The organism is Paraburkholderia ginsengiterrae (genome assembly GCF_001645125.1).
In the GTDB taxonomy this organism is placed as follows: Bacteria; Pseudomonadota; Gammaproteobacteria; order Burkholderiales; family Burkholderiaceae; genus Paraburkholderia; species Paraburkholderia ginsengiterrae.
Map to the genome: position 1 here is coordinate 61,637 of NZ_LXKA01000044.1, position 23,142 is coordinate 84,778.

The following is a 23,142-nucleotide window of genomic DNA, read 5'->3' on the forward strand; positions in this document are numbered from 1 at the left end:
AGTTGCGCCGGTTGTCTGCGTCGCGTGAGCCTTGAGGTACCGTACCATGGAGGCAGTGATGCAGAGCGAACAGGTGTACTGGGTTTTCACCGTTACCGTCGATCAGATGGACAAGTTCACGCCGCTGATACCAAAGCTTGTGGCCGAGACAGAGAAGGAGCCGGGCGCGCTGCAATTTGAGTTCAACATCGCGGACGACCAGAAGACGGTTGACATCTTCGAACGCTACTCGGATTCGAAGGCAGCGCTGTTCCACCAAGCGGAAAGCTTCGTCCCATTGTCGGAGGAGTTCTTCGCTGTGGCCAAGCTCACTCGCTGGGTGATCTATGGCACGCCCTCGGACGAGTTCAAGAAGGCGAACGCCGACTTCCATCCGATTTATATGACGCGAACCGATGGCTTTGTCAGGTGACGGGATCGGCTCCTGGGCTTAAGGTCGGGAGGGAGGTAGCGGGTATTAAACTGGCCCGTGTTACGTTCCGAGCGCAGCGGTAGCAATATCTCTTTAGGGTCTCGGCCGTGCATACTTGCAACGGTCAACCGCGGACTAGCCAGCTTACCCATTAAAATTGGGTGACCTACCACCCGTACTTGAGCTCGATGCCGGCGTAGTCGGCGTTGTGCCCGCCCGCCTGACGAATCGAATTCCCCACCTGGAAATGCACGGCTTCGATCGCACCGATGAGGTTCGCCGCAATCGTCCAGTCAGCGCGCAACTGCACATACATCCCCGTCCACAGGCTGCCCCTGCCCGCCGTGCCGGGTACAGCCTGATTCGCCTGCTGATACACGGCGTCGCCGGTAGTCTCGCGCCACTGGAAGCCGAGCGCGCCGAGCAGCGCGAGACTGGCCGTCGGCTTGAGCGTGATGGACGGTTTGATATGAATGAGGTTCGCATAGCCCGTATAGCCCGCGAGCGTGAAGTAGTAGCCGTTTGAAAACAGCGAGTTGAAGGTTTCGATTCTTCCGTCGTGCGGGTGCCGGTCGCCTGAAGCCGCGTCGACCTGCACGGCAACTTGCGGCGACCAGGGCATATCGAGCTTGTAGCCGGCGATCGAGCCGATCGCCCACGCGAATATCGTGTTGTCTCCCACCGTTCCGGTCTGCAGCATTCCTTCGAAGTCCCAATTGAAGCGACCTTGTGTGCCGGAGTAGCGCAAATCCCAGACATCGCGGCGCTCGGCGCCGCTTGCATCGAGGAATCGCGCGTTGCTGCGGTTGTAGCGGGACCAGTAGCCGGACAGATCGCCCGGTCCTACGGACTGGCGCTCGAAACGCACGCCGCTGAACGTGAGGCCGCGATTCGAGACGTCGTCGAACACGGTTGCGTCGCGGTACTGCACGGGCTGCGTCGCGTAGGCGATAAAGCGCCACTTCTGATATTCGTAGTCGGCCCAGACGGCATCGTACGCCTGGCGCACGTTCGGGCCGTCACGCACAGAAATGAAACGCTGCAGGTCGAACGCCATTTCCTGGCGGCCGACACGAAACTTGAAGGTGCCGCCGCCGAGCGCGCCGGTGTAGGTGACAAACGCCTGTTCGAGATCGAGCGGGTTCTTGTCCACCGGCGTGACCACGTTCTTGCCCCACGCGCGTGCATCCTCGATCTGCACAAAAAACTGCCAGTGCTCGCCGAGATGCGCGTCGGCATGAACCTCGACGCGCTGGATCAGATACGTATCCGACTGCGTGCCGATGCCGAACAGCGAAGCGTTATTGCTTTCGACGCGCTCGCGCATATTCACGCCGAGTGACAGATAAGATGCAGGGTCGCCGCCGAGCGGAATGTACTTGAGGCCGTCGAGCGGTTCGCGCGGCACGCACGGATTCGCGAGCACGGACCAGTCTTCCTGCCAGCGGTTGAACATGACGACGGGCCGCTTCGCAGTGCAGGCGCCTGCCGCTGTGCCACCGCTCGCAGGCGCTGCTGTATCGGCGGCATCCGCCGCGAGGCTCATTGCGGTTGCGGGTTGCGCGGCCGGATCCGCGAAGACCGCGTCCGCAGCCGTCAGCAAAAGACCCGTGAAGGCCACGACATGGGTGGCCTTTTCGAATCGATGCCCGCGCATTGCAGTCGACACCATGATTCCCCTCGCCATTGTCCGCGTGGGATTATCTCTATCCGCCGGTCACGACGGCGGGCGAAGCTGAGGCCGTTTCCGCTGGCCCGCCATATCAGGCGTGCCCTGGCGTGACGGCGCGCTCCTGTTCTCCAGTGGTCAATGCGAGCACGACAAGCGCGCACGCCGGCGCAATCAGCGCCCAAAATCCCGCGTAGCGGTAACCCAATGCACCAACCGCCGCGCCGATCGCGAATGCAACGATGGCGGGCATCATCGTCGCGAACCTTGCGCGCGCCGTTGCGCGCATGCTCTCGGTGGTGCCCGCCGAGAGCATGTCGACCACGTCCAGGATTGCTTGCGTGACGTTGCCCGTCATCACGGTACTGGGCACGCTGGAGCGCTTGATGAGCTTCGGATGCGCGTTCTGCATGCCCATCGCGAACGCGCCGACGATACCGGCCACCGTCACCGAAAGGCTTTCAGGCTGGCTGATTGGCGTCGCCCAGACGCCGGCGAGGCAGTAGCCGAACATGAGCACGGCCTGAACGGCATGAAGCAGGCGCGCGCCGTGGCGCGCATGCTGTTCGGACAACGACCGTATGAGCATGGCACTGACGACCACTCCGCCGATGAACGCGGGAAACACAATCAGCTTCAGGAGTACGCCGCGGCCAAAACCCGCAATGCCGGCGCCAATTAGCACGAAGTTTCCCGTCACGTGCGCGGTGAACAGCCCGAACAGCGCGACGAAACTCAGCGTATCGACAAAGCCGGCGATCGCGGCGAGGATCGTATCTTCGGATTTCATTGCGCCGATTTCGCGTGAATCTCGGCGATATAGCCGCCCGGGAACTCGACGATCGCGGCGTCGCGCCCGTCCGAAGTAAACGCCGGCACGAGCACCTGCACGCCCGCGGCCTTCGCCTTCTCCAGCGTTGCGGCAAGATTCGGCACTTCGTAGCCCGTCACTTCCCGCCCGAACGGATAGGGCAGACGGCCATCGGTCACGAGCACGGTCATCTTGCCGAAGCCCGATTCGATACGAACGCGGCGATATGTGTCGTTCGGCCGGCCAATCTCGATACCGGGCGCATTGGCGACATCGGACACAACCTTGCCGTGCGAGAACTTCACGAAAGCGTGAACCAGCTTGCGCATGTTTTGCGGCGACACATAGACACGGTTCTCGGGAATGGTTTGCAGCGCATCGTAATGTGGCGCCTGGGTATGCCAGTAGAGCTGCATCTTGAGGCCGCCTGGCCACGAGATGATGGCGTCGCGGCCGATCGGATCGGGGAACGTATCGACGATCACGTCCGCGCCGAGTGCGCTCGCGGACTTCATCGCCGCGTCCATGTCGGTCACGAGGTAGCCGGTGCGCTCCTCGCCGAAGGGATACGGAATGGGCGTCTTGAAGCCGAACACGGAAATCGTGCCCGACGGCGTAAACACGAGCTGCGAAATCGTCTGGCTCGGCGTTGGTGTAACCTGGAATACGCCCTGCTTCGACTTGCTGCCGCCAAACGTTGCCACGAAGCTGTCGGCGAAGCGATCAAAGTCGTCCGCCGCAACGTACACGTGCGTCGTATCGTATTGCGGACCGACTGCGACGTACGGCGGCAGGACCGCCTGCTTGGGTGGTGTCGCGAATGCAACTGGCGCGGCGACAAAACTGCTCGCGATCATCACGGCGAGCAGAGCAGAGCGAATCGTGTTCATGACCGTATTTCCTTGTTGTTTCATCGTGCTGTCTGATCAATCAGGTGTGGCTTTCGCCGGCCGCACCTTTGGCGTCGCCGAGCATGGTCGCGAGCACGAGCGCCGCGATCAATCCCAGATGCTCGAAAAAACTGTTGAGCGCCATGAAGCGCGCAGCGCCGGTCTGGTTCCAGAAGTCATTGGCGACCAGCATGGCGACGACCGTCAGCACGCCCAGGCCGCCCGCGCCAATCCACGTGAAGCGGCGAAATACGACGCATAGCGATCCGCCGATCTCGATCGCGACCGCGAGCGCCGCCCAGAGCGCGGGCGGGTGCAGGCCGAAATGCGCCTGCTCCGCGATGGCGCTGTCGAAATGCAGCGCCTTGTTAAAGCCGCCGACCAGCCACGCGGACACGAGCGCGAGGCGCACGAGCGGCCCGACCCATGGCTGCGCAAGCAGCGCGCGGACCCACGCCGGGTTGCTGCGGCCGGACCATGCCGTCATGTCAGATGGCCCAGCAGGAGCAACCGAGCGCGCCCCAGAAGCCCTTCGCGTCTACGGTCGGCAACGCGCGGTCCCATGCGAGCGCGTGCGCGTGGCCATGCAGATTGCAGGCGCTCGCGCACCCGCACAACGCCGTGGCAGCCGCACGCTGAAGCGGCGCGCCTTCGCTGCGCTGACTTGCGTCCCCGCGCCCCCAGCCGGCAAAGCCGCCGTACTTCCGCACCGGTGACCAGTCCGGCATCGCCGCCGGAATCGGCGCATCGTGCTGCGAGAACGGGCCCGCGCCCCAGACGATCTTGCCTCCCACCACTGTGAGCAACGCGGTGGTGCCGGCGATGTCGTCCTCGGCGCACGCGAAGTAGTCGCGGTCCGGCACCATCAGGTCCGCGAGCTGGCCGACCGCGATGCGGCCTTTCTTGCCTTCTTCGTTCGAGAACCAGGTGACGTACTCGGTCCACATGCGCAGGGCCGTCTCGCGATCGAGCAGGTTGCGCTGCGGATACATCCGCAGGCCCGCGACCGTCTTGCCGGTCACCAGCCACGCGAGCGACACCCAGGGGTTGTACGACGCAACGCGCGTCGCGTCGGTGCCGGCGGAGACCTTGATGCCCTTCTCCAGCATCTTCGCGACTGGCGGCGTGGCTTGCGCCGCCTCCGCGCCATAGCGCTCGACGAAGTACTCGCCCTGGTAAGCCATCCGGTGCTGCACCGCGATGCCGCCGCCGAGCGCCGCGATACGGTCCATCGAACGCTCGGAGACGGTTTCCGCATGATCGAAGAACCAGTTGAGGCCGGCGAGCGGAATGTCCTTGTTCACCTTCTCGAACACGTCGAGCGCGCGGCCGATGGTTTCGTCGTACGTAGCGTGCAACCGCCACGGCCAGCGATTCTGCGCGAGCACGCGCACCACACCTTCAAGTTCGCCCTCCATCTCGGGCGCCATGTCGGGTCGCGCCACGCGAAAGTCCTCGAAGTCGGCAGCCGAATAGACGAGCATCTCGCCCGCGCCGTTATGGCGGAAGTAGTCCGTGCCGTCGTGATAGCGGGACGTGCTGGTCCAATTCACGAAGTCTTCCTTCTCGGCCTTCGGCTTTTGCGTAAACAGGTTGTAGGCGACTCGCACCGTCATCTCGCCCGCTTCATGCAGCTTGCGGATAACCTCATAATCCTCCGGGAAGTTCTGCGAGCCGCCGCCCGCATCGATCGCGCCGGTCACGCCAAGGCGGTTGAGTTCGCGCATGAAATGGCGCGTCGAGTTGTACTGATACTCGGGCGGCAGCTTCGGCCCTTTGGCGAGCGTCGCGTAGAGAATCGATGCGTTCGGATTCGCAAGCAGGAGGCCGGTGGGATTGCCCGCGCCATCGCGCAGGATCTTGCCTCCCGGCGGCTCCGGCGTGTCCTTCGTATAGCCGACCACGCGCAGCGCGGCCGCGTTGAGCAGCGCCCGGTCGTACAAATGCAGGATGAACACGGGCGTATCGGGTGCGACCGCATTGAGTTCCTCGATGGTCGGCAGTCGCTTCTCCTCGAACTGATGCTCGGTAAAGCCGCCCACCACGCGCACCCATTGTGGCGCGGGCGTGATCGCGATCTGCTGCCTGAGCATTTCCATCGCCACGGCGAGCGAGCCCACGCCGTCCCAGCGCAGCTCCATGTTGAAGTTGAGGCCGCCGCGGATCAGATGCAGGTGATTGTCGATCAGGCCCGGCAGCGCGGCCCGGCCGCCCAGGTCGATGACCCGGGTCGAGCCGCCCGCAAGCGGCATCACGTCGGCATCGCTGCCGACCGCGACGAAGCGGCCATCGGCCATGGCCACCGCGGAGGCGACCGGGTTCGAACGGTCCAGCGTCGTGAACCGTCCGTTATGCAAAACTAGATCGGGTTGGGTGCCGGTAGCGCTCATGTGCGTTTCCTCCCTGTGCTCACTTTGCTCAGTTCAATCAGAAGCCCAACAACCGCCGCAGTGTCGGAATGGCCTGCACGCCGATCACCATGCCCAGCAAGCCGATGAGGGCAATGAGTGGCGGGGCGGGCGAACGGACCTTGATCACGCTGTAGATCACGCCTATCAGTACGCCCGCACCCAGTGACACCAGATACGGTTCCATATGATTACTCTCTGATAAATCCATAAGGGGAACAGGGCGGTTCAGTTGCTCGGCGAAGTCAGGATCTGTGACAGCGTGGCGCCTGCGTCAAAGCGCTCGAACTCCACGGCGTCGTGCTCCTGAATGCCCCAACGTCGTTCGGGCCGGGCTTAACGCACCGCGCGCGTCGCGGCGGTGCGCAATCTTCTCGACAGGCGCGTCTTACTTCGCCGGCACGGCCGGCAGCGCCTCATGCGGCGTAGCCGTGCGCTGCGGCGCCTTGTGGACCATCGTGTAGGCATAGTCGATGCCCATACCGTATGCGCCCGAGTGTTCTTTCGCGATGGCCATGACTTCGTCATAGGTCTCGCGGCGTGCCCAGTCGCGCTGCCATTCGAGCATGACCGGTTGCCACGTGACCGGCACGACGCCCGCCTGGATCATGCGCTGCATCGCGAAATCGTGAGCGTCCTTCGACGTGCCGCCCGACGCATCGGCCACCATGTAGATCTCGTAGCCGCCTTCGAGCATCGCGCTGAGCGAAAATGTCGCATTGCAGACTTCCGTCCACAGACCCGACACGATCACCTTCTTGCGCCCGTTCGCGGCCAGCGCGTCACGCACTTTCTGGTCGTCCCACGAGTTCATCGACGTGCGCTCGAGGAGCTTCATGCCCGGAAACACGTCGAGCAGTTCGGGATAGGTAAACCCCGAGAAGCTTTCCGATTCGACGGTCGTGATAATGGTCGGAATCTTGAACACCTTGGCCGCCTTGGCCAGCGCGACAACGTTGTTCTTCAGCACCTGGCGGTCGATCGACTGCACGCCCAAGGCCATCTGCGGCTGCTGATCAATGAAGATGAGTTGGCTGTTCTGCGGGGTGAGTACTTCAAGCTTCGGATTGCTCATGACGTGTATCTCCTTCAATGCGGAGAAAATGAAGGCCCCCTCGCCGGCGTGAGCGCGAGGAGTCCGAGATCCATTGCGCTGGGGCATACGTCAACCAGCCTTAATATTTAATACCAAAGCCGGCGAAAGAACACCCCAAAAATTGAGTACGATTCCGAGAATTGCACCTTTAAGTGAACTTAACTACTCTGCCCTTACTCGATCGGACCCGAAACACCTTTGAACCATCTGTTGCGCAGTGCCTGTCGCCGTCCGACCGTCAAGTCAGGGAGACTCGCATCATGAAACCGTATCTCTTCTCGTTCCTTGCCGGCATTCTTGCCGGCATCGTTTACAGCGCGATCGGCGTGCAGTCGCCAGCCCCGCCCACCGTCGCGCTGGCGGGCCTGCTCGGCATTCTGGCCGGCGAGCAGATTCTTCCCGTCGCACGTCGAATGCTATTGGGCGTCAAGCTCAAGGCGGCATGGAGCGAAGCGAAATGCAGCCAGCACATGTTCGGCCCACTGCCCGGCGGTCACGTTGCCGATGCAGCCGCCAAGGACAAGCACCCATCGTGACTCATCGTCCTGCACACCATTGCGCGCTGCGCAATCCGCCTGCACGCGCATGAACAACGTCGAACTCTTTCATTACCTGCTGTTGTTGATCTGCGGCGCGGGCGCGCTCACCTGGCTCGCCGAGCGCGTCGCGATCCCCCCCGCCGTCGTGTTGCTGCTCGGTGGCTGCGTAATCGCGGTCGCGGGCAAGCGCGCGCCCGACATGGACCCGAACCTGCTGCTCGCGGCCGTATTGCCGCCACTCCTTATGTCGAGCTCGTTCTACACCGCATGGAAGGAATTCCGCGCGGAGCTCGGCACGATCGTTTCCCTCGTGCTGGGCGCGGTCACGGTCACGACCGCCGCGGTCGCCGTTGCCGTGCATGCGTTCAACCCGGGCCTGCCATGGGCCGCCTGCTTCGCGCTGGGCGCGATCGTCTCGCCGCCCGATGCGGTGGCCGCGAAGGCGATCCTGCAGCGCCACCCGCTGCCGGCGAGGCTCGTCGCCGTGCTCGAAGGCGAGAGCCTCGTGAACGACGCGTCGGGCCTGCTGCTCTATCAGGTGGCGGTCTCGGCCGCGCTTGCCGCGACTATCACGGTCGCGAGCGCAACGGGCCTGTTTTTTTCGCTGACACTGATCGGCGTCGTGGTCGGCCTCGCGTGTGGGGAGGCGATGTGCTGGGTGCTGCAGCGCCTCTCCGATGCCATGCTCGGCATCGTCGTGACCTTCGTGATGGCCTGGGCGAGCTACGGGCTTGCAGATGCGGTCGGCGGCTCGGGTGTGCTGTCTGTCGTGACCTGCGGGCTCGTGTTAGGCATCCGCCAGCATCGCGTGTTCGATGCCGCCATGCGCATCAAGGCCAAGGCGACCTGGGAGGCGATCGTGTTCGCGCTCGACGCGCTCGTCTTTATCCTGATCGGCCTCGCGCTGCACGGCATCCTCGCGCGCGTGAATTATGAAGTCGCCGTCTTGATGGCCGGCTTGCGGGTCGCGCTGCCTGCCACAGTGGCTGCGATTGCAGTCCGCCTTCTGTGGGTGTTTGCCGCGATCTGGCTGCCGAGCCGCATGCTCGCGAAGCGTACGGGCAGCCAGCCGTGGTCGGCCGGCGAGGCCGTCGTGCTGGGATGGGCCGGCATGCGCGGCGTGGTAAGTCTCGCAGCCGCGCTCGCGTTGCCGGGCAATTTCCCGGGCCGCGACCTGATCGTCTTCAGCACCTTTCTGCTTATCATTGCGACGCTCGTCGTGCAGGGCGGCAGTCTTGCGCCGCTCATCCATCTGCTGAAGCTGCGCCCGCTCGCGCGGCAGACCATGTCCGAGCACGAGACGCGCGCGCGCACCTTCGGGGCTTCGCTCGCCGTACTCGAAGAGATGGACAAACAGGCGTCCGGTTTCGAGCGCGTGGCGCTCGAGCGCCTGCTCGCCGAATACCGGATCCGCGTCACAGCGAATGAAGACGCGTATGCGCTGGGAGCGGAACGGGTCGAAGGCCGCGCGCACTTTCTGCGTATCGAACTGAAGCTGGTCGGCACGTCACGCGAGGCGCTCCTTGGCCTGCATCGCGACGGCAAGGTCGATGATGGGGTCTTGCATCGCATCGAATCCGAACTCGATCTCGAAGAGCTTCGCCTGTTGCGCCTACTCGAACCGTAAAGGCTACGCGCCGGGCGCGTCACCTTCGGAGCTTCAATGCACGGACTGCTTCGACGCAGCCGTCGCCCGAAGCGCGCCGCGGCCAGGTTCATGGATTGAGCGGTCCGTGGGTCAGAATTCGGCGGAAATCAACACACCGCCCTTTGAAATACCAGACGCCCTACGTGCGGCTCCGTTTTCGCGACCCTTTGCCCTCGCGCTTCTCCGCGGCTGCCGCCATGCGCTGTCGTGCAACGTCGCGCACGGCTTCGATAAAGGCCCGGCCGACGGGCGACGGCTGCGTATCCGAGCGGCGGATCAACCCAACCGGTTCACCGGTTCCAGCAAACGGCAACGGCAAACGCACCAGCATGCCGTGCGCAAGCTCGTACTCCACGGCGCTCAGCGGCACGAACCACACCGCGCCGTTTTCCAGCGTCAACGCCCGGCCTGTGGAGACCGACAGCACTTCGACGAACGCCGACAGGGGCGGCACGCCCCACGCACTCAACAAGCTCTCCGCCGATTGCCGGATCAACGTGCCGAAGGGCGGCAGCACAACGGGAAAATCTTCCAGCGACGTGGCCGGCAAACCCGCACCGGACGCCAGCGGATGCCCCGCCCGCACCACCGCGATCAACGGCTCGCTGAACAGTTGCTCGAAACTGAGCCCGACCATCCGCTCCGGATCGGCCAGACGCCCGATTGCAAATTCGATCGCGCCCGCTTTCAGGCGCTCGAGCAATTCCGGGTTGGCGCCCGTCGCCAGACGCACAATCACGCGCGGCCAAAGCGCGGCGAACTGCTTCAGCGCCGGCGGCATCAACGCCGCCGCGACCGTTGGCAAGATGCCGATCTCCAGTGTGGCAGCGGCCGCGCCTTCCGCTCGCGCGAGCAGGTCGACGCCTTGCCGCAGCGCGCTCACGCAGGCACTGGCGTGCGGCATGAAGAGCTGCCCCTCGCGGGTCGGCACGGCGCCGTGGCGGCCGCGCTCGAACAGCTTCACGCCGAGAATGTCCTCGAGTTCGGTGACTGTCTTGGAGACGGCAGGCTGTGTGATCGACAGGCTGTCAGCCGCTCGCTGGACGCTGCCGAACTGCGCGACGGCCAGAAAGCACTGAAGATGACGGAATTTGACGCGGCTGTCCGCGAGGCTGCGTTGCATAACGGCAGGTTATACGAAAAGGGTGAAAACGTCATTTTTCATAACCTTCCGGGTTGGTTAAAGTCCTTCCATCACGTCGTACCCCACAATTCCTCGAAGGAGACACTGATGGACGATTCCCTTCTCAGCGCGCGCGACTTCGCGTCCCACCCGGCCTATATCTATCCCGGCTACGGTTCGTCGGTTAAACGCGGCCCCACGCGTCCGCTGATTCCGCTGAAGGAAAAGCTGCGCGACCAGCACGTGCCGGTCTATGGCACGGAAGATCTCGGCGAACTCGACCACGATCTCACGCGCAATGCGGTGCGCAACGGCGAGCCGCTTGGCGAACGCATCATCGTGACGGGCCGTGTGCTCGACGAGGGCGGCCGCCCGGTGCGCAATACGCTGGTCGAAATCTGGCAGGCGAACGCCGCCGGCCGCTATGTGCACAAGGCCGACCAGCACGACGCGCCGCTCGACCCGAACTTCCTCGGCGCGGGCCGCTGCATCACCGATAACGACGGCCGCTACCGCTTCCTGACGATCAAGCCAGGCGCGTATCCGTGGGGCAATCATCCGAATGCGTGGCGCCCGAACCATATCCACTTTTCGCTGTTCGGCGACCATTTCGGCTCACGCCTCGTCACGCAGATGTATTTCCCTGGCGACCCGCTGCTGGCCTTCGACCCGATTTTCCAGGGCACGCCGGAGCACGCACGCGACCGCCTGATCGCGAATTTTTCGCTGGACACCACGCAAGAGGCCTATGCGCTCGGCTACGACTTCGACATCGTGCTGCGCGGCCGCAACGAAACGCCGATGGAGCGCTAAGCCATGACCACTCTCAAGCAAACGCCTTCGCAAACCGTTGGGCCCTACTTCGCGTACGGTCTGTGCCCGCAGCAATACGACTTCGACTTCAAGAGCCTGTTCACGCCCGTTCTGGCCGACCGCGAGGCGGCCGGCGAACACATCACGATCGTCGGCCAGGTATTCGACGGCGACGGCAAGATAATTGGCGATGCGATGCTCGAAGTCTCGCAAGTGGACGCGAATGGCCACTACCCGGAATCGCGCGAGGAAGTCCTGAAGACAGGTTTTCGCGGCTTTGCGCGCGTCGGCACCGGTACGGATCCGCACAAGCGCTTTGTCGTGGAAACGGTGAAACCCGGCCGCGCCAGCCCGGACGAAGCACCGCATTTGAAGGTAACGCTGACGATGCGCGGCATGCTGCTGCACACCTTCACGCGCATTTATTTCGAAGACGAAGCTGCGGCCAACGAGAAAGACCCCGTGCTGGCAGCGGTTCCAGCGGACCGGCGCGGCACGCTGATCGCGCGCCGCGAACCGGATGTGGCCAACGTGTACCGCTTCGATATCCACATGCAGGGCGATAAGGAAACCGTATTCTTCGACCTGTGATGCGGTTTTTCTATACTTTCAGATAGCTTTCACCTACACTGGTCATGATCCGTCTTGCGACTGGATCGCGAAACTCCGAGTAGTTGAGCCCGCCTTGCGCGGGCTTTTTTTCGGCTTTTGTGTCTGCAGCAGCTCGCCCATCAGTTGGGACATCGAAGCAATCTGACGCCCCACTCCCCATTCAACAGCGGAAATGTTCGATGTTCTGTCCGGCGTACGTGGCGCGCTTAAGCCAGTCCGGCTTCTCGCCACGACCGTCCCACGTATTTCCGTAGGCGTCGCGGTACATGATCACCGGGACCGCGGCTGCGTCGGCTTCGATCGACTCGGCAAGCGCTTCCAGCGTAATGCCGTATTCGTCCATGCGGCGGCGGATCCAAACGACCAGACGCTCACGCGCATTCCCGTCGAAGTCGAACGACTGTTGTTCTTCTCGCTTTTTCATAACGTATCGGTATCGCGGCTACTCAAGCTCGCGTTGGAACCAACAAAGATATTGTTAAATAACTCGAAACCGAGGCTTAATTCAGACGGCTCGAATGCAAATCGGACTCACGACGCCTTTCCTGATGCGGAGCGAATCGCACCTGGAAACATGCTCAGTCAATCTTGGATAATGGGGATTCGCCGGCAACCGGTTCGAACAGCGCCCGTCGCTCGTGTTTCGCCCCGTGCCCCGAGGCTGCTGCAGCGTATGGAAAGTCATTCTAGCATTCAAGTTCTTTTGCTTGACGTAACGGATTGTTGTCTACAGTGCCGGGCTTTTCATTTAGCATTGGACGCATTAGCGCATAGGAGACCCACGACATGCCCGCTTCAACCGCCATTATCACCATCCTTGCCGCGCTCCTGCTGGGCGCCATGAGCCCAGGACCGAGCTTTGTCATCGTCGCGCGCAACTCGATCGGACTATCGCGCGGCGACGGCCTCGCCACCGCGCTCGCCATGGGCATTGGCGGCGTCTTCTTTAGCGGTATTGCGTTGCTCGGGCTCTATACGCTGCTGGCCACCGTCGAGTGGCTCTACATCGGCCTGAAAGTGGCGGGCGGTCTCTACCTGATCTATCTTGCGTCGAAAATCTGGCGCGGCGCCGCCAAACCACTCGCATTCGACGCGGCACAAGCCGCCACGACCAACGCACGCAAATCGTTCTGGATCGGTTTGAGCACTCAACTCAGCAACCCGAAGACAGCGGTCTACTACGGCAGTATCTTCGCGGCCCTGCTTCCGCAACATCCGCCGCTGTGGTGCTACTTTGCCTTGCCGCCGGCCATCTTCACTATCGAAGCGGGCTGGTACACGATCGTGGCGCTGTGCTTTTCGAGCAAGCGTCCCCGCGAAGTCTATCTGCAATGGAAAGCCTGGATCGATCGCGTCGCCGCGAGCGCAGTGACCGCGCTTGGATTGCGCCTGATCCTGACGGCGCATAAGGTGGGTATCTGAACTAGCGCTGCCGCCTGGCTGTCCGCTTGCCGCGTCGCGGCACGGCAAGCGGGCAACCAGGGCCTTACCGTCATGTGCCTGGCGCAGGAACTTCACGGCGCTTGAAAAAACAGTTACAAGTTATTGGTTGACGCCAACACACCGTGGCAGTTATCGTGTCGCCAGAGTTTCAAGAAGTCCGATAGCTGTTCATCAATGTCTCGCTCCCCCCAGCGGTATTCGTTGTCCTCTCCCTCCTTGACGCTTCTTCCGCTCGTTCACAGAGCACATCATTCTATTTTTACTCAAGGTTTCATCATGGATACCGGTACCGTTAAGTGGTTCAACGACAGCAAAGGCTTTGGCTTCATCACCCCGGACAAGGGCGGCGACGACCTGTTCGCGCACTTCTCCGAAATCGGCGGCAGTGGCTTCAAGACGCTGGCTGAGGGTCAAAAGGTGAGCTTCGAAACGAAGCAAGGCCCGAAGGGTCTGCAAGCGGCTAACATCACGCCGCTGTAAGTTTGAAGGGCTCGGTGTCCGGCAACGGACACCGGGTTGCAGCGACATCCTCGCGGAGCTTTGTCTCCCACAGTTGGCGCAATCGCTTTTTAGCCGCGTTTTATGCGAGCGGCTTGCCTAAGCGCCAAACGCCTCGTTGCACCTCATTCTCCCCTCCGGCTTCAACGCCCATTTTTCGCTTTTCCGACTGCGTCACGATTCGGCTCGCAATGGCTTGAATCTGCTTGTCCGCGTGACTCGTGCAAGGGTCCGCAAGGCAGCTGCGCACTCGAACACTATTAAAAAATTAAAATGCAAAACAAATCTGCTCACTACTACAACGGCTATGCCGTCAAACCCTCGGCGCATCGTTTGCCCGACGGTACTTTTTCATCCAACCTGCTGCTCGAACGCGCCAACAGTGCGCGCACCGATGGGCGCTACCAGTTCTATTCGCTCGACTACTTCACGAACGAAGAACAGGCCCTGCAGCATTCCGCACGTTGGGCCCGGCACTGGGTCGATACGCGCGGCTGAGCGCGCATTGCGCCGAATGACACGTCGGACGTTGCGCGCCATGCAGCGCGCCACGCCGTCACGCGCGCTGCGGCGCTACGATTTTCCTTCTGCCTTGAGCCGCGCGCGTAGTTCGAACTTCTGAATTTTTCCCGTCGACGTCTTCGGCAATTCGCCGAAGCGCACCGCTTTCGGCAGCTTGTATCCCGCAAGAAACTGCCGGCAATGCGCGATGATCTCTTCGGCGCTCACCTGGGCGCCTTCCCTGAGTTCGACGAAGGCGCAGGGCACCTCGCCCCATTTCGGATCGTCCATCGCCACCACAGCGGCCACCGACACCGCAGGGTGCCGGTACAGCGCGTCTTCGACCTCAATGCTCGAAATGTTCTCGCCGCCCGAAATGATGATGTCCTTGCTGCGATCGCGAATGCGGATATAGCCGTCGGGCATCCGCACGCCTAAATCGCCGGTATGAAACCAGCCGCCCGCGAAGGTGGCTTCCGTAGCGCGTGCGTTCTTCAGATACCCCTTCATGCAGATGTTGCCGCGGAACATGATCTCGCCGATCGTCTCGCCGTCGTCGGGCACGGGTGCGAGCGTGTCCGGGTCGAGCACGGTCACCGCTGCCTGAAGGTGATAGCGCACGCCTTGCCGCGCATTCAGCTCGGCGCGCGCGTTGTCGTCGAGCGCCTCCCACGCTTCCTGCTTCGCGCAGACGGCGGCGGGGCCGTAGGTCTCGGTGAGTCCGTATACATGAGTCAGGTCGAAACCGATCTCTTTCATCTTCGCGATCACCGCGGATGGCGGCGCCGCGCCGGCGACCATGGTCGACACGCGATGCGTGATGCCCTCGCGCCATTCGGCCGGCGCATTCGCGAGCGCGCTCTGCACAATCGGCGCACCGCAATAATGCGTGATGCCCTCGCGGCGAATCAGGTCGAACACGGTCTTCGCGTCGAATTTGCGCAGACAGACGTTGACGCCCGCACGCGCGGCAACCGTCCACGGAAAGCACCAGCCGTTGCAATGGAATAGCGGCAGGGTCCAGAGGTAGACCGCATGCTTGGGCATGTCCCATTCGAGGATGTTGCTGAGCGCATTCAGATACGCGCCGCGATGATGGTAGACCACGCCCTTCGGGTCGCCGGTCGTGCCCGAAGTGTAGTTCAGCGCAATGGCGTCCCACTCGTCGGCCGGCGTGGTCCATGCGAATTCGGGGTCGCCGGATTGCAAAAACGCTTCATAGTCCGTCGCGCGCGTAAATTGCGCGGCGTCGGCAGGCATGGCGTCCGCCACGCTGATCACGCGTAGCTCCGGGAATTCCAGCGTGGCGCGATGAGCGACCTCGCCGTATTCCGTATCGACGATCAGCGCCTTCGCCTCGCCATGCCGCAGCATGAACAATAGCGACGACACGTCGAGCCGCGTATTCAGCGTATTGAGCACCGCGCCGGCCATCGGCACGCCGAAGTGCGCTTCTATCATCGGAGGAATATTGGGCAGCAGGGCGGCGACCGTATCGCCGCGCTCGATGCCCGCCTCGCGCAACGCACTGGCCAGACGCCGCGCGCGCTCAAAGGTCTCGCGCCAGTTGCGGCGAATCTCCCCATGGACGACCGCCGGCCGCTCGCCGTAAACTTGCGCGGCACGCACGATGAAATCGATTGGCGTTAGCGGAATATAGTTGGCCTCACGGCGCTCGAGGCCCTCTTCGAACATGTGCTTCATCGCATCGTCTCCTAAGGCGCCGACCGCGCCGTCGATTATTCTGATTGATGAACTAGCCTACCAAGCGTCATGGTGAACTGTCTGTCATTCAAATGACAGAGTGGCGTGCCCGAACGCTTCGATGCGCGCCTGAACCCACCCACACCCCACTCGCCCTGCAAGCCGCTTATGACCGACGCACCGCTGACCGCCTCCGTAGACGCCCGCCCGCACCGGCCGGAACGCGTCGCGCACGCCGATCTGCCGCGGTTGTTCGGCACCTGCGCATGGTTTCGGGCACTTGCTGCCGAGCATCAGGCGATGGTGCTGGCGAGCGCGCACGCGGAGCATCTGGAAGGCGGGGCGTGGATCGCGCGCCGCCAGGAACCGTCGGACTACTGGATCGGTGTGCATTCCGGTCTCATCAAGCTTGCCATCTATAGCGCCTCGGGCCGCAGTTGCACGCTGTCCGGCGTGCCGCACGGCGGGTGGTTCGGCGAAGGCAGCGTGATCAAGCGCGAACTGCGCAAATACGACGTTGCGGCGATTCAGCCTTCCCTCGTCATGTTCGTGCCGTCAGACACGTTCCATGCTTTGCTCGAGTCGAGCCTGCCGTTCACCGGCTTCGTGATCCGGCAACTGAACAATCGGATGGGGGAATTCATCGCGTCGATTCAGAATAGCCGGTTGCTGGATGTGGACGCACGAGTCGCGCAGTCGCTCGCGCAACTGTTCAACCCGGATCTCTATCCGGACACGGGGCGCACCCTCACAATTTCCCAGGAAGAAGTCGGTCTGTTGGCAGGTGTATCGCGCCAGCGGATCAATCAGGCGCTGCAAAACCTCGAGCGGCTGCAGATTCTGCGCCTCTCGTACAACCAGATCGACGTGCTCGATCTCGAACGCTTAGGCGCGTTCGGCCGGGAGCAGATCTAGCCGTTCAGAATGAACGACCTAAACGGCGCGCGCATCGCTCCTGCGCGTGATGGGGCGCTCCAGCACCGCATCTGTGCCGAACAGCGCGAAGGCAATGCTGGCCAGCACGCCTGACTTCTTCCAGCGCAGGTAATAGCGGTGCGCCGTTTGATACGGCGCATATCGGTCGGGCATCGCGCTCCAGGGCGCGCGCGCGTGCAACACCCACATCACGCTATTCATCACCCAGCGGATATCGATGCTGGGGCGGCCGCGCCGCGGGCCGTGCTCCTGCATTTCGGGCAGTAGCGGCGCGATGCGATGCCATTGCTCATCGGTCAGATCCCGAATGGGCGGCGAGTGGGGCGAGGGATTCGAAGCGGGAATATTCATGCAGTGAACATGCACACTTGCCGCGCTCCTTGCTGGCAACGCGGCGAGACAGGGTCGATCAATCAATGAATTTCAGACTAACCCAAGCACGCTTTCGCGAAGGTTAACTCTTGTTAGAAGAAGTCTCCGCAGCGAAATCCGCGCGCATAAAAAAAGGTGCCGCGAGCGGCACCTTTTTTGCACTACAACCAGCTTCTGTTAAAGCTTAGAAGCGGTGACGCAGACCGACCGTAGCAGCCGTCTGGTTCTTCGACGACGACGGCAGTTGCGTCACGTCGCCGCTGTAGATCGAAGCGACACCGCCGTCGCCCATTGCGTGCTGGTACACGGCTTGAGCGTAGACGTCCGTGCGACGCGACAGCGCGTAGTCAGCCTGCAGGCCGATCTGGTGGTAGCGCACCGACTCCGAACCGCCGTTTGCGCCAACGCCGTAGCCCTTGCCGTCCGTGAACGTGTAAGCAACGCCCAGGCCCAGAGCCGGGGTCACGTTGTACTTGCCGTTGACTTCGTAGTTGTTGGCGCGCAGCGATTGATGGCCAACCGTGAAGTTGTCCGAACGCGATTGCGTCCATGCCAGACCGACGGTAGCCGGGCCGAATGCGTACGAACCAGCAGCGCCGAATTCACGCTGACGGAAGTTGCCGACGTTGCCAGCCAGCGCGTTGACGTACGAGCCGTCCGAAGCGCCGTTGTTAGCCGCGCCCGGGTTGTTTTGCTGTGCGTAAGCCGCGCCCAACTTCAGGCCTTGCCACTGGTATGCAGCACCGACGCTGTATTCGCGGTTGTTTGCGAATGCGCCAGCCTGGTTCGAGAAGCCGTACGTGCCGCCGAACTGGAAGCCAGCGTAGTTAGCGCTCGCGTACTTGATCGAGTTGTTGACTGCGTAGCCGCCGTTCGTGCTCAGGTTGTCGTTGTTGAACGGGTGCGCGAAGTACGTACCGCCCCAGCTGCCCGTTGCGGTCAGCGGTGCCAGGTAGTCTTGAGCTGCGTCGTATTGACGGCCCAGCGTGACCGTACCGAATTGCGCGCTCGACAGACCGACGAACGCTTGACGGTTGAACATGCCGTTGTTGTTAGCGAACTTGCCGTTGTTGATGTTGAAGCCGCTTTCCAACGTGAAGATTGCCTTCAGACCGCCGCCCAGATCTTCCGAACCGCGCAGGCCGAACATGCTCTGGTTGATGCCGCCGCTACCTGCTGCCCACTTTGCGTTGTGGTTGACGTTGCTCGTGTACGTCAGGCCCGCATCCAGCAGACCGTACAGGGTCACGCTGCTTTGTGCGTGTGCGACGGAAGCGAACGATGCGGCAACCGCAACGACGATGAGACTCTTTTTCATGCGTGGTACTCCTGTTCGATAAATTTACGCGGGGAGCGGGACTTGCCTCAGCAGCGCGTGCATCACACACTCAGCCGCCCTGATTGCTGAACCGCATCGGCTCAGCCGGGCACCCTCGAAACGAAGCGTGAGTGTAGGGGGACACCCTGGTACCAACGCCCGCAATTCACGCAACAGGATTTTTCGGAATTAGCAACAATCCTTGAGGCTTTGCTATTAAGCCTTTGTTTTTGCACCATTTATTGCAAGATACAGCGCATGCAGCACATGCTCTTAACACAAGTATTTTGCAACTTTTCAATATTGCGAGTTGTGTGCATGCAACAGTGTTTTAATATGCCCGACGTAATCGGGTCGGAACCACTAAAAATCAGAAGGCACTGATTGCTCGAAAATGAGGCAATTGCTGCGGTTCATTTCCGTGTGGAGTAAATTTATTTTAGAAATTCGGGAACTTAATCGGATATATATTGTCACGTTTTGCTGCGACATTAATCTTTCCCGGTACGTCGCCAATGGGCGTCCCTAATGGAATTCGGCCAATCAAGTCTTTCAAGGCGTGAATAACGTAATTGGTTCGCTTCAACTTCACGCGCCACAGCGGTCTGGCTCAACGGCACGTCTGCCTTGCGGATGCGGGCCACGACGGAATGCGTGTGACGACTCCCTCATTGCCGGGCACGCCGATATAAATTCCGCCGTCAGGCCGTCTGATGGAACGCACACAGCAGCCCAATTCCATTTGCGGCAGCGTGGCCAATTTCGTGCGCCATTAGGGGAAGCTTTCAGCACGGGCTTTGTCCGGTGGTGAACTGCGGCGCCGGCCGCCGCGTGACATGACTCGTGCTGAAAGCGGATGGCAATTAAATCAAACAGCCTTCCGTATTTAGATAACGGCGCGGTCATTCCTCTTTTCACACGGAGTTTCCCTAATATCCAGCGACCTCGGCCTTGCCCTTCGCCGCGCGATCGCCGGACCACCCGCTCGTTCCCGGTAGAAACGTCTGGCGTGGGCGGATCAGTTCGCGCCTACGGCGATCAACTTGTTTGAGCGAGGAACAGCCGGATTTCCTCGGTAAGCCATTCGCGCAGCGCACACACCTTAGGGTCGTTCCTGCTTCCAATGCGATAGACGAGGTCATGGCCGCGCTCGGCCTTGAGGCGAAACTGTGGGAACGGCGCTACCAGACGTCCGGCGGCAATGTCATCGGCGACGATCACGCTGCGCCCCAGCGCCACGCCTTCGCCGCGGATTGCCGCCTCGATGGCCATGCTCCCGTGACTGTAGGTCGGACCACGAGCGCTACGAATGCCATGCACTCCCGCCAGCGCAACCCATTGCTCCCAGTTGGCCAGCATGCGGTCCTCGTGCAGCAAGGTACAACCGGCGAGGCTCACCACGGACGACAAGCCGCCCATTTTCGCCCGGTACCCGGGACTGCAAACCGGGGTCACGGTCTCTTCCAGAATCCGCTCAGCAAGGACGCGCGGATACCGGCCGCTCCCGTAGCGGATGGCCACATCCACCTCGCCGTCGTTCAGATCGACATACGTGTCGGTCACGTCGAGGTGAACGTCGAGTTCAGGGTGAAGCGCCTTTAGCCGATGCAGTCGCGGGGCGAGCCACTTATTCGCAAAGGAAACGCTCGCGTTGATCTTCAGACGCGCCACCGGCTCGCGGGCACGAAGACGTTCGGACTCCTTTGTCAGTTCTCCCAGCACGCGGGTAACGGCCAGCAGAAACTCGGCGCCCGCTTCGGTCAGCACGATGCGCCGGGTCAGGCGCTGAAACAGCGCGACGCCAAGATGGCTCTCGAGCGTCTTGATGTGCCGGCTCACCGCGCCGTGGGTGACGTGCAGTTCCTCGGCAGCCAGCGTCATGCTCAACAGCCGTCCGGTAGCTTCGAAGGCACGCAGCGTTTGCAAAGGAGGGAGGCGGTCGAACACAGTCGAAACACGTGTGAGTTGTACTCACGCATTATATGACGACAAATGGTTTGTCAGCCGCGGCGGCAGCCGTCAAGATTTGCTGGCAGCCGCGAGGTGCCAGTCGCAGGAATGCGCGGGGTGGCGCTTCAATTATGTTTGCGGTGGGAATCTCATTGCCATTCTTATTGATGTTTCTCCGATCATGGATCTACTAATTTTCAAACTTGTCTTTACGCCGCTGTTGCTATTGGGTGCGAGCATCGCCGCGCGCCGCTGGGGCGAAGCGATCGGCGGGTTTCTGGTGGGGTTGCCGCTCACATCGGGGCCGATTTCGGTATTCCTGACACTGGAACATGGACCGGCGTTCGCCGCTCAGGCCACGGCGGGATCGCTTATCGCAACGATTGCGCAAGCGGCTTTCTGCTTTGCCTATTGCAGACTGGCGCCCCGCGGATGGTGGGTGGCTCTCGCTGGCAGCAGCGCGACGTTCGGCGTGGTCGCGAGCTTGCTTCAATGGAGCGAGCTATCGCAAGCGGGGCTCTTTCTCATTGCTGTCCTGGCCGCCGTGCTCGTGCTCAATCTCATTCCCAGCGGCACAACCAGAACCAGCAAACTCAATCCGCCGTGGTGGGACTTGCCTTCGCGCATGACGCTGATTGCCGGCCTCGTGATTGGCGTGACACTGATCGCGCCTTACGTGGGACCGGAAGCGAGTGGCGTATTCGCGTCGTTCCCGTTCATGGCAATCATTCTTGCGGTGTTTGCTCACCGCATGATCGGCCATGAAGCGGCGCAGCAGTTGATCCGCGGCATGCTGGCGGCACTTCCTGGCTTTGCGGCGTTTTTCTATGTGCTAAGCCTGACGTTGCCGCGGCTTCACGTGCTTGCCGCGTACGGCTGCGCGATTCTCTGCACGCTCGCAATACACGCCGTCTCCTTGTACCGGATGCGGCTCCCGGCCCCCTTGCCCGCAGCAGAGTAGCCATAGACAACAGACGCGCCCGGGCGTTATTTGCCACGTGCTACAGACACCAGCTTTTTCACGCGTCGCGCCATGTTCACGAATACGCCATCGGACTCGTGCACAGCCTGTCGTCTGTGCGGCATCTGCTGAACGTCATGCCAGTCTTCTTGCAGCGCGCGCGCGTGATCGGCGGGGTTGAATGGCCATTCGACCACCACCGCTCTCAAAACGGCCGCGCGCTGGCCCGTCTCGGCGCCGTCTATATAAGCGTTGATTGCCAGCGCCTCGCGCTCAGCCGCTCGCTGGGAATCGACCGCAATAAAGTCGTTGAGTCCTTCGATATGGACGCACCATAACTGTTCGCTCACGTCCTGTCTCCCTATATCACGCGTAGCCGCTCCCACTTCAGATCTGAAAAGCAGGGACCTTGCGTGGCTTCACTGAACTTCACGTCATTGTGTTCGCCGTTCCATTCCATGACCTGAACGTTTTCATCCGCGTCGACGGTCACATCCCATCCTATGCATCGTGCGAAAGGAATCTTCTGGTGCAGGTCGAGCACCATCGCAACACATTGAGAAAATGCGGGGATTTTCACGCCGGAGAAGCGGACTCCGGAATCGGGATGCATCTCGGTCGCACCCCAGTCATTCATATAACCCTGACGAGCCAGTTCACCGGTAGTCAGATCAACCGGCACACAGATATCGTGATCGCTCTGAACGTGGGTATCGTTCGCTCGTCCCAGCCGAAAAAAGCAGGCCCGGATAGAGATACGGCCGGCGTCGTCAACGACCGTCGTAAAGCGCAGCGTGGCTACCGGTTTTGAAGCAAAAGCATCGAACGCGTGGTGCTGCGCGATGAATTTTTGAATCACTCCGTTGCCAAGCGATCTGATGGTTTCGCGGTCGAAATTCCCTTTATCAAAGATGTGGACGCCCTTGCCCTGCCCCGAGCCGTCCAGCTTGAATACGATTCTGTCGCACTGCCCAAACACGAAGCTCTCGAACTCACGCGCTGGAATCACGATGCGTTCGTCCGTGAAAAACAGGCCATTGGCAAAATAGGCGATATCCGGAAACGCATCGCTGCCGAAGATCAGCCGCGACATCGACTTCAGGTCGGACAACTTGCCGTAAGACCCCTTCATGCTCGGCACTACCACGCTCCCGTAGTAGTTGTCCGGGATCCAGCCTTCCTTGAACGTTCCACTGAACACCGTATAGACGCGAAGCCACGGCGCGTAGATAGCGCTTCCGAACACATCGCGCGCGTAGGTATCGGCCAGCTTCAAGTTCTCCGGATCGGCCTTGCCGTTCTTCTTCTCCAGACATTGAAGGACTCGCCCGGCCTGGGCGCGATGATCCCGGTGAAACTTGAATTGTCCCGCCCTTTTTAGCGACCGCCTGACCGCGCGCTCAACATCGAATGACATCATCTCCACCCTGCGACTATG

25 protein-coding genes are annotated in these 23,142 nt (G+C 61.6%); 10 read left to right on the forward strand and 15 right to left on the reverse strand.

Going from position 1 to position 23,142, the window contains the following annotated elements; all coding sequences use genetic code 11:
* The first annotated feature begins 58 nt into the window (after positions 1-58).
* Positions 59-412 (forward strand): putative quinol monooxygenase, encoded by a 354-nt coding sequence (locus A6V37_RS03125; protein ID WP_064266140.1) that lies wholly within the window; start codon positions 59-61, stop codon positions 410-412.
* 166 nt (positions 413-578) lie between these two features.
* On the opposite strand, the gene A6V37_RS03130 is transcribed toward A6V37_RS03125, so the two are convergent.
* The 7 genes from A6V37_RS03130 to A6V37_RS03160 form a co-directional block, all read right to left on the reverse strand.
* Entirely contained in the window at positions 579-2,084 is a 1,506-nt protein-coding gene (locus A6V37_RS03130; RefSeq protein WP_064266141.1) for an alginate export family protein, read from the reverse strand.
* A gap of 91 nt (positions 2,085-2,175) precedes the next feature.
* A complete protein-coding gene (locus A6V37_RS03135; RefSeq protein ID WP_064266142.1) occupies positions 2,176-2,871 on the reverse strand; it encodes a YoaK family protein in 696 nt (231 codons plus the stop codon).
* On the reverse strand, positions 2,868-3,782 hold the full coding sequence (locus A6V37_RS03140) for a VOC family protein (RefSeq protein ID WP_064266143.1): 915 nt from the start codon (positions 3,780-3,782) through the stop codon (positions 2,868-2,870). Before A6V37_RS03140 ends, A6V37_RS03135 begins: the two co-directional genes overlap by 4 nt.
* Positions 3,783-3,822: 40 nt before the next feature.
* Positions 3,823-4,269, reverse strand: a complete 447-nt coding sequence (locus A6V37_RS03145; protein ID WP_064266144.1) for a DoxX family protein — start codon at positions 4,267-4,269, stop codon at positions 3,823-3,825.
* Position 4,270: 1 nt separating this feature from the next.
* Positions 4,271-6,172: an amidohydrolase gene (locus A6V37_RS03150; RefSeq protein WP_064285774.1), complete on the reverse strand. Its 1,902-nt coding sequence runs from the start codon at positions 6,170-6,172 to the stop codon at positions 4,271-4,273.
* A 37-nt stretch (positions 6,173-6,209) separates the two neighbouring features.
* On the reverse strand, positions 6,210-6,377 hold the full coding sequence (locus A6V37_RS03155; RefSeq protein ID WP_064266146.1) for a DUF1427 family protein: 168 nt from the start codon (positions 6,375-6,377) through the stop codon (positions 6,210-6,212).
* A gap of 201 nt (positions 6,378-6,578) precedes the next feature.
* The gene (locus tag A6V37_RS03160; protein WP_064266147.1) at positions 6,579-7,265 is read right to left on the reverse strand and encodes a hydrolase; all 687 of its coding nucleotides are present in this window, start codon (positions 7,263-7,265) and stop codon (positions 6,579-6,581) included.
* Between the two features lie 281 nt (positions 7,266-7,546).
* On the opposite strand from A6V37_RS03160, the gene A6V37_RS03165 reads away from it, so the two are divergent.
* Both A6V37_RS03165 and A6V37_RS03170 read left to right on the forward strand, forming a co-directional pair.
* On the forward strand, positions 7,547-7,822 hold the full coding sequence (locus tag A6V37_RS03165) for a XapX domain-containing protein (protein WP_064266148.1): 276 nt from the start codon (positions 7,547-7,549) through the stop codon (positions 7,820-7,822).
* Between the two features lie 49 nt (positions 7,823-7,871).
* On the forward strand, positions 7,872-9,452 hold the full coding sequence (locus A6V37_RS03170; protein WP_064266149.1) for a cation:proton antiporter: 1,581 nt from the start codon (positions 7,872-7,874) through the stop codon (positions 9,450-9,452).
* A gap of 160 nt (positions 9,453-9,612) precedes the next feature.
* Here A6V37_RS03170 and pcaQ read toward each other — a convergent pair whose 3' ends face one another.
* Positions 9,613-10,596, reverse strand: a complete 984-nt coding sequence (gene pcaQ / locus A6V37_RS03175; protein ID WP_064266150.1) for a pca operon transcription factor PcaQ — start codon at positions 10,594-10,596, stop codon at positions 9,613-9,615.
* A 108-nt stretch (positions 10,597-10,704) separates the two neighbouring features.
* On the opposite strand from pcaQ, the gene pcaH reads away from it, so the two are divergent.
* The gene (gene pcaH, locus A6V37_RS03180; RefSeq protein WP_064266151.1) at positions 10,705-11,409 is read left to right on the forward strand and encodes a protocatechuate 3,4-dioxygenase subunit beta; all 705 of its coding nucleotides are present in this window, start codon (positions 10,705-10,707) and stop codon (positions 11,407-11,409) included.
* A gap of 3 nt (positions 11,410-11,412) precedes the next feature.
* Positions 11,413-12,000 carry a protocatechuate 3,4-dioxygenase subunit alpha gene (gene pcaG, locus A6V37_RS03185; protein WP_064266152.1) on the forward strand — a complete coding sequence of 196 codons (588 nt, stop codon included), beginning with the start codon at positions 11,413-11,415 and terminating at the stop codon, positions 11,998-12,000.
* A gap of 181 nt (positions 12,001-12,181) precedes the next feature.
* On the opposite strand, the gene A6V37_RS03190 is transcribed toward pcaG, so the two are convergent.
* Positions 12,182-12,445: an H-NS family nucleoid-associated regulatory protein gene (locus tag A6V37_RS03190; protein WP_064266153.1), complete on the reverse strand. Its 264-nt coding sequence runs from the start codon at positions 12,443-12,445 to the stop codon at positions 12,182-12,184.
* Between the two features lie 362 nt (positions 12,446-12,807).
* Between A6V37_RS03190 and A6V37_RS03195 the strand changes: the two genes are divergently transcribed.
* The 3 genes from A6V37_RS03195 (at position 12,808) to A6V37_RS03205 (ending at position 14,460) form a co-directional block, all read left to right on the forward strand.
* On the forward strand, positions 12,808-13,443 hold the full coding sequence (locus tag A6V37_RS03195) for a LysE family translocator (protein WP_064285775.1): 636 nt from the start codon (positions 12,808-12,810) through the stop codon (positions 13,441-13,443).
* 297 nt (positions 13,444-13,740) lie between these two features.
* A complete protein-coding gene (locus A6V37_RS03200) occupies positions 13,741-13,944 on the forward strand; it encodes a cold-shock protein (RefSeq protein WP_064266155.1) in 204 nt (67 codons plus the stop codon).
* Between the two features lie 291 nt (positions 13,945-14,235).
* Entirely contained in the window at positions 14,236-14,460 is a 225-nt protein-coding gene (locus A6V37_RS03205; RefSeq protein WP_064266156.1) for a hypothetical protein, read from the forward strand.
* Between the two features lie 75 nt (positions 14,461-14,535).
* On the opposite strand, the gene A6V37_RS03210 is transcribed toward A6V37_RS03205, so the two are convergent.
* On the reverse strand, positions 14,536-16,167 hold the full coding sequence (locus A6V37_RS03210; protein ID WP_064266157.1) for an acyl-CoA synthetase: 1,632 nt from the start codon (positions 16,165-16,167) through the stop codon (positions 14,536-14,538).
* Positions 16,168-16,335: 168 nt separating this feature from the next.
* Between A6V37_RS03210 and A6V37_RS03215 the strand changes: the two genes are divergently transcribed.
* Entirely contained in the window at positions 16,336-17,082 is a 747-nt protein-coding gene (locus A6V37_RS03215; RefSeq protein ID WP_064266158.1) for a Crp/Fnr family transcriptional regulator, read from the forward strand.
* Between the two features lie 18 nt (positions 17,083-17,100).
* Here the strand turns inward: A6V37_RS03215 and A6V37_RS03220 are convergent, their stop codons facing one another.
* From A6V37_RS03220 to gcvA, 3 genes are all read right to left on the reverse strand, one after another.
* Positions 17,101-17,454 carry a transposase gene (locus tag A6V37_RS03220; protein ID WP_064266159.1) on the reverse strand — a complete coding sequence of 118 codons (354 nt, stop codon included), beginning with the start codon at positions 17,452-17,454 and terminating at the stop codon, positions 17,101-17,103.
* Positions 17,455-17,659: 205 nt separating this feature from the next.
* Positions 17,660-18,793, reverse strand: a complete 1,134-nt coding sequence (locus A6V37_RS03225; protein ID WP_064266160.1) for a porin — start codon at positions 18,791-18,793, stop codon at positions 17,660-17,662.
* 1,038 nt (positions 18,794-19,831) lie between these two features.
* Positions 19,832-20,740: a transcriptional regulator GcvA gene (gcvA, locus tag A6V37_RS03230; protein WP_064266161.1), complete on the reverse strand. Its 909-nt coding sequence runs from the start codon at positions 20,738-20,740 to the stop codon at positions 19,832-19,834.
* Between the two features lie 184 nt (positions 20,741-20,924).
* On the opposite strand from gcvA, the gene A6V37_RS03235 reads away from it, so the two are divergent.
* Positions 20,925-21,704, forward strand: coding sequence for a hypothetical protein (locus A6V37_RS03235; RefSeq protein ID WP_064266162.1), 780 nt, complete (start codon positions 20,925-20,927; stop codon positions 21,702-21,704).
* A gap of 26 nt (positions 21,705-21,730) precedes the next feature.
* Here A6V37_RS03235 and A6V37_RS03240 read toward each other — a convergent pair whose 3' ends face one another.
* Complete coding sequence (locus tag A6V37_RS03240) at positions 21,731-22,054, reverse strand: hypothetical protein (RefSeq protein ID WP_064266163.1); 324 nt, start codon at positions 22,052-22,054, stop codon at positions 21,731-21,733.
* 11 nt (positions 22,055-22,065) lie between these two features.
* Positions 22,066-23,124, reverse strand: a complete 1,059-nt coding sequence (locus tag A6V37_RS03245) for a sugar-transfer associated ATP-grasp domain-containing protein (protein ID WP_064266164.1) — start codon at positions 23,122-23,124, stop codon at positions 22,066-22,068.
* Positions 23,125-23,142: the final 18 nt, after the last annotated feature.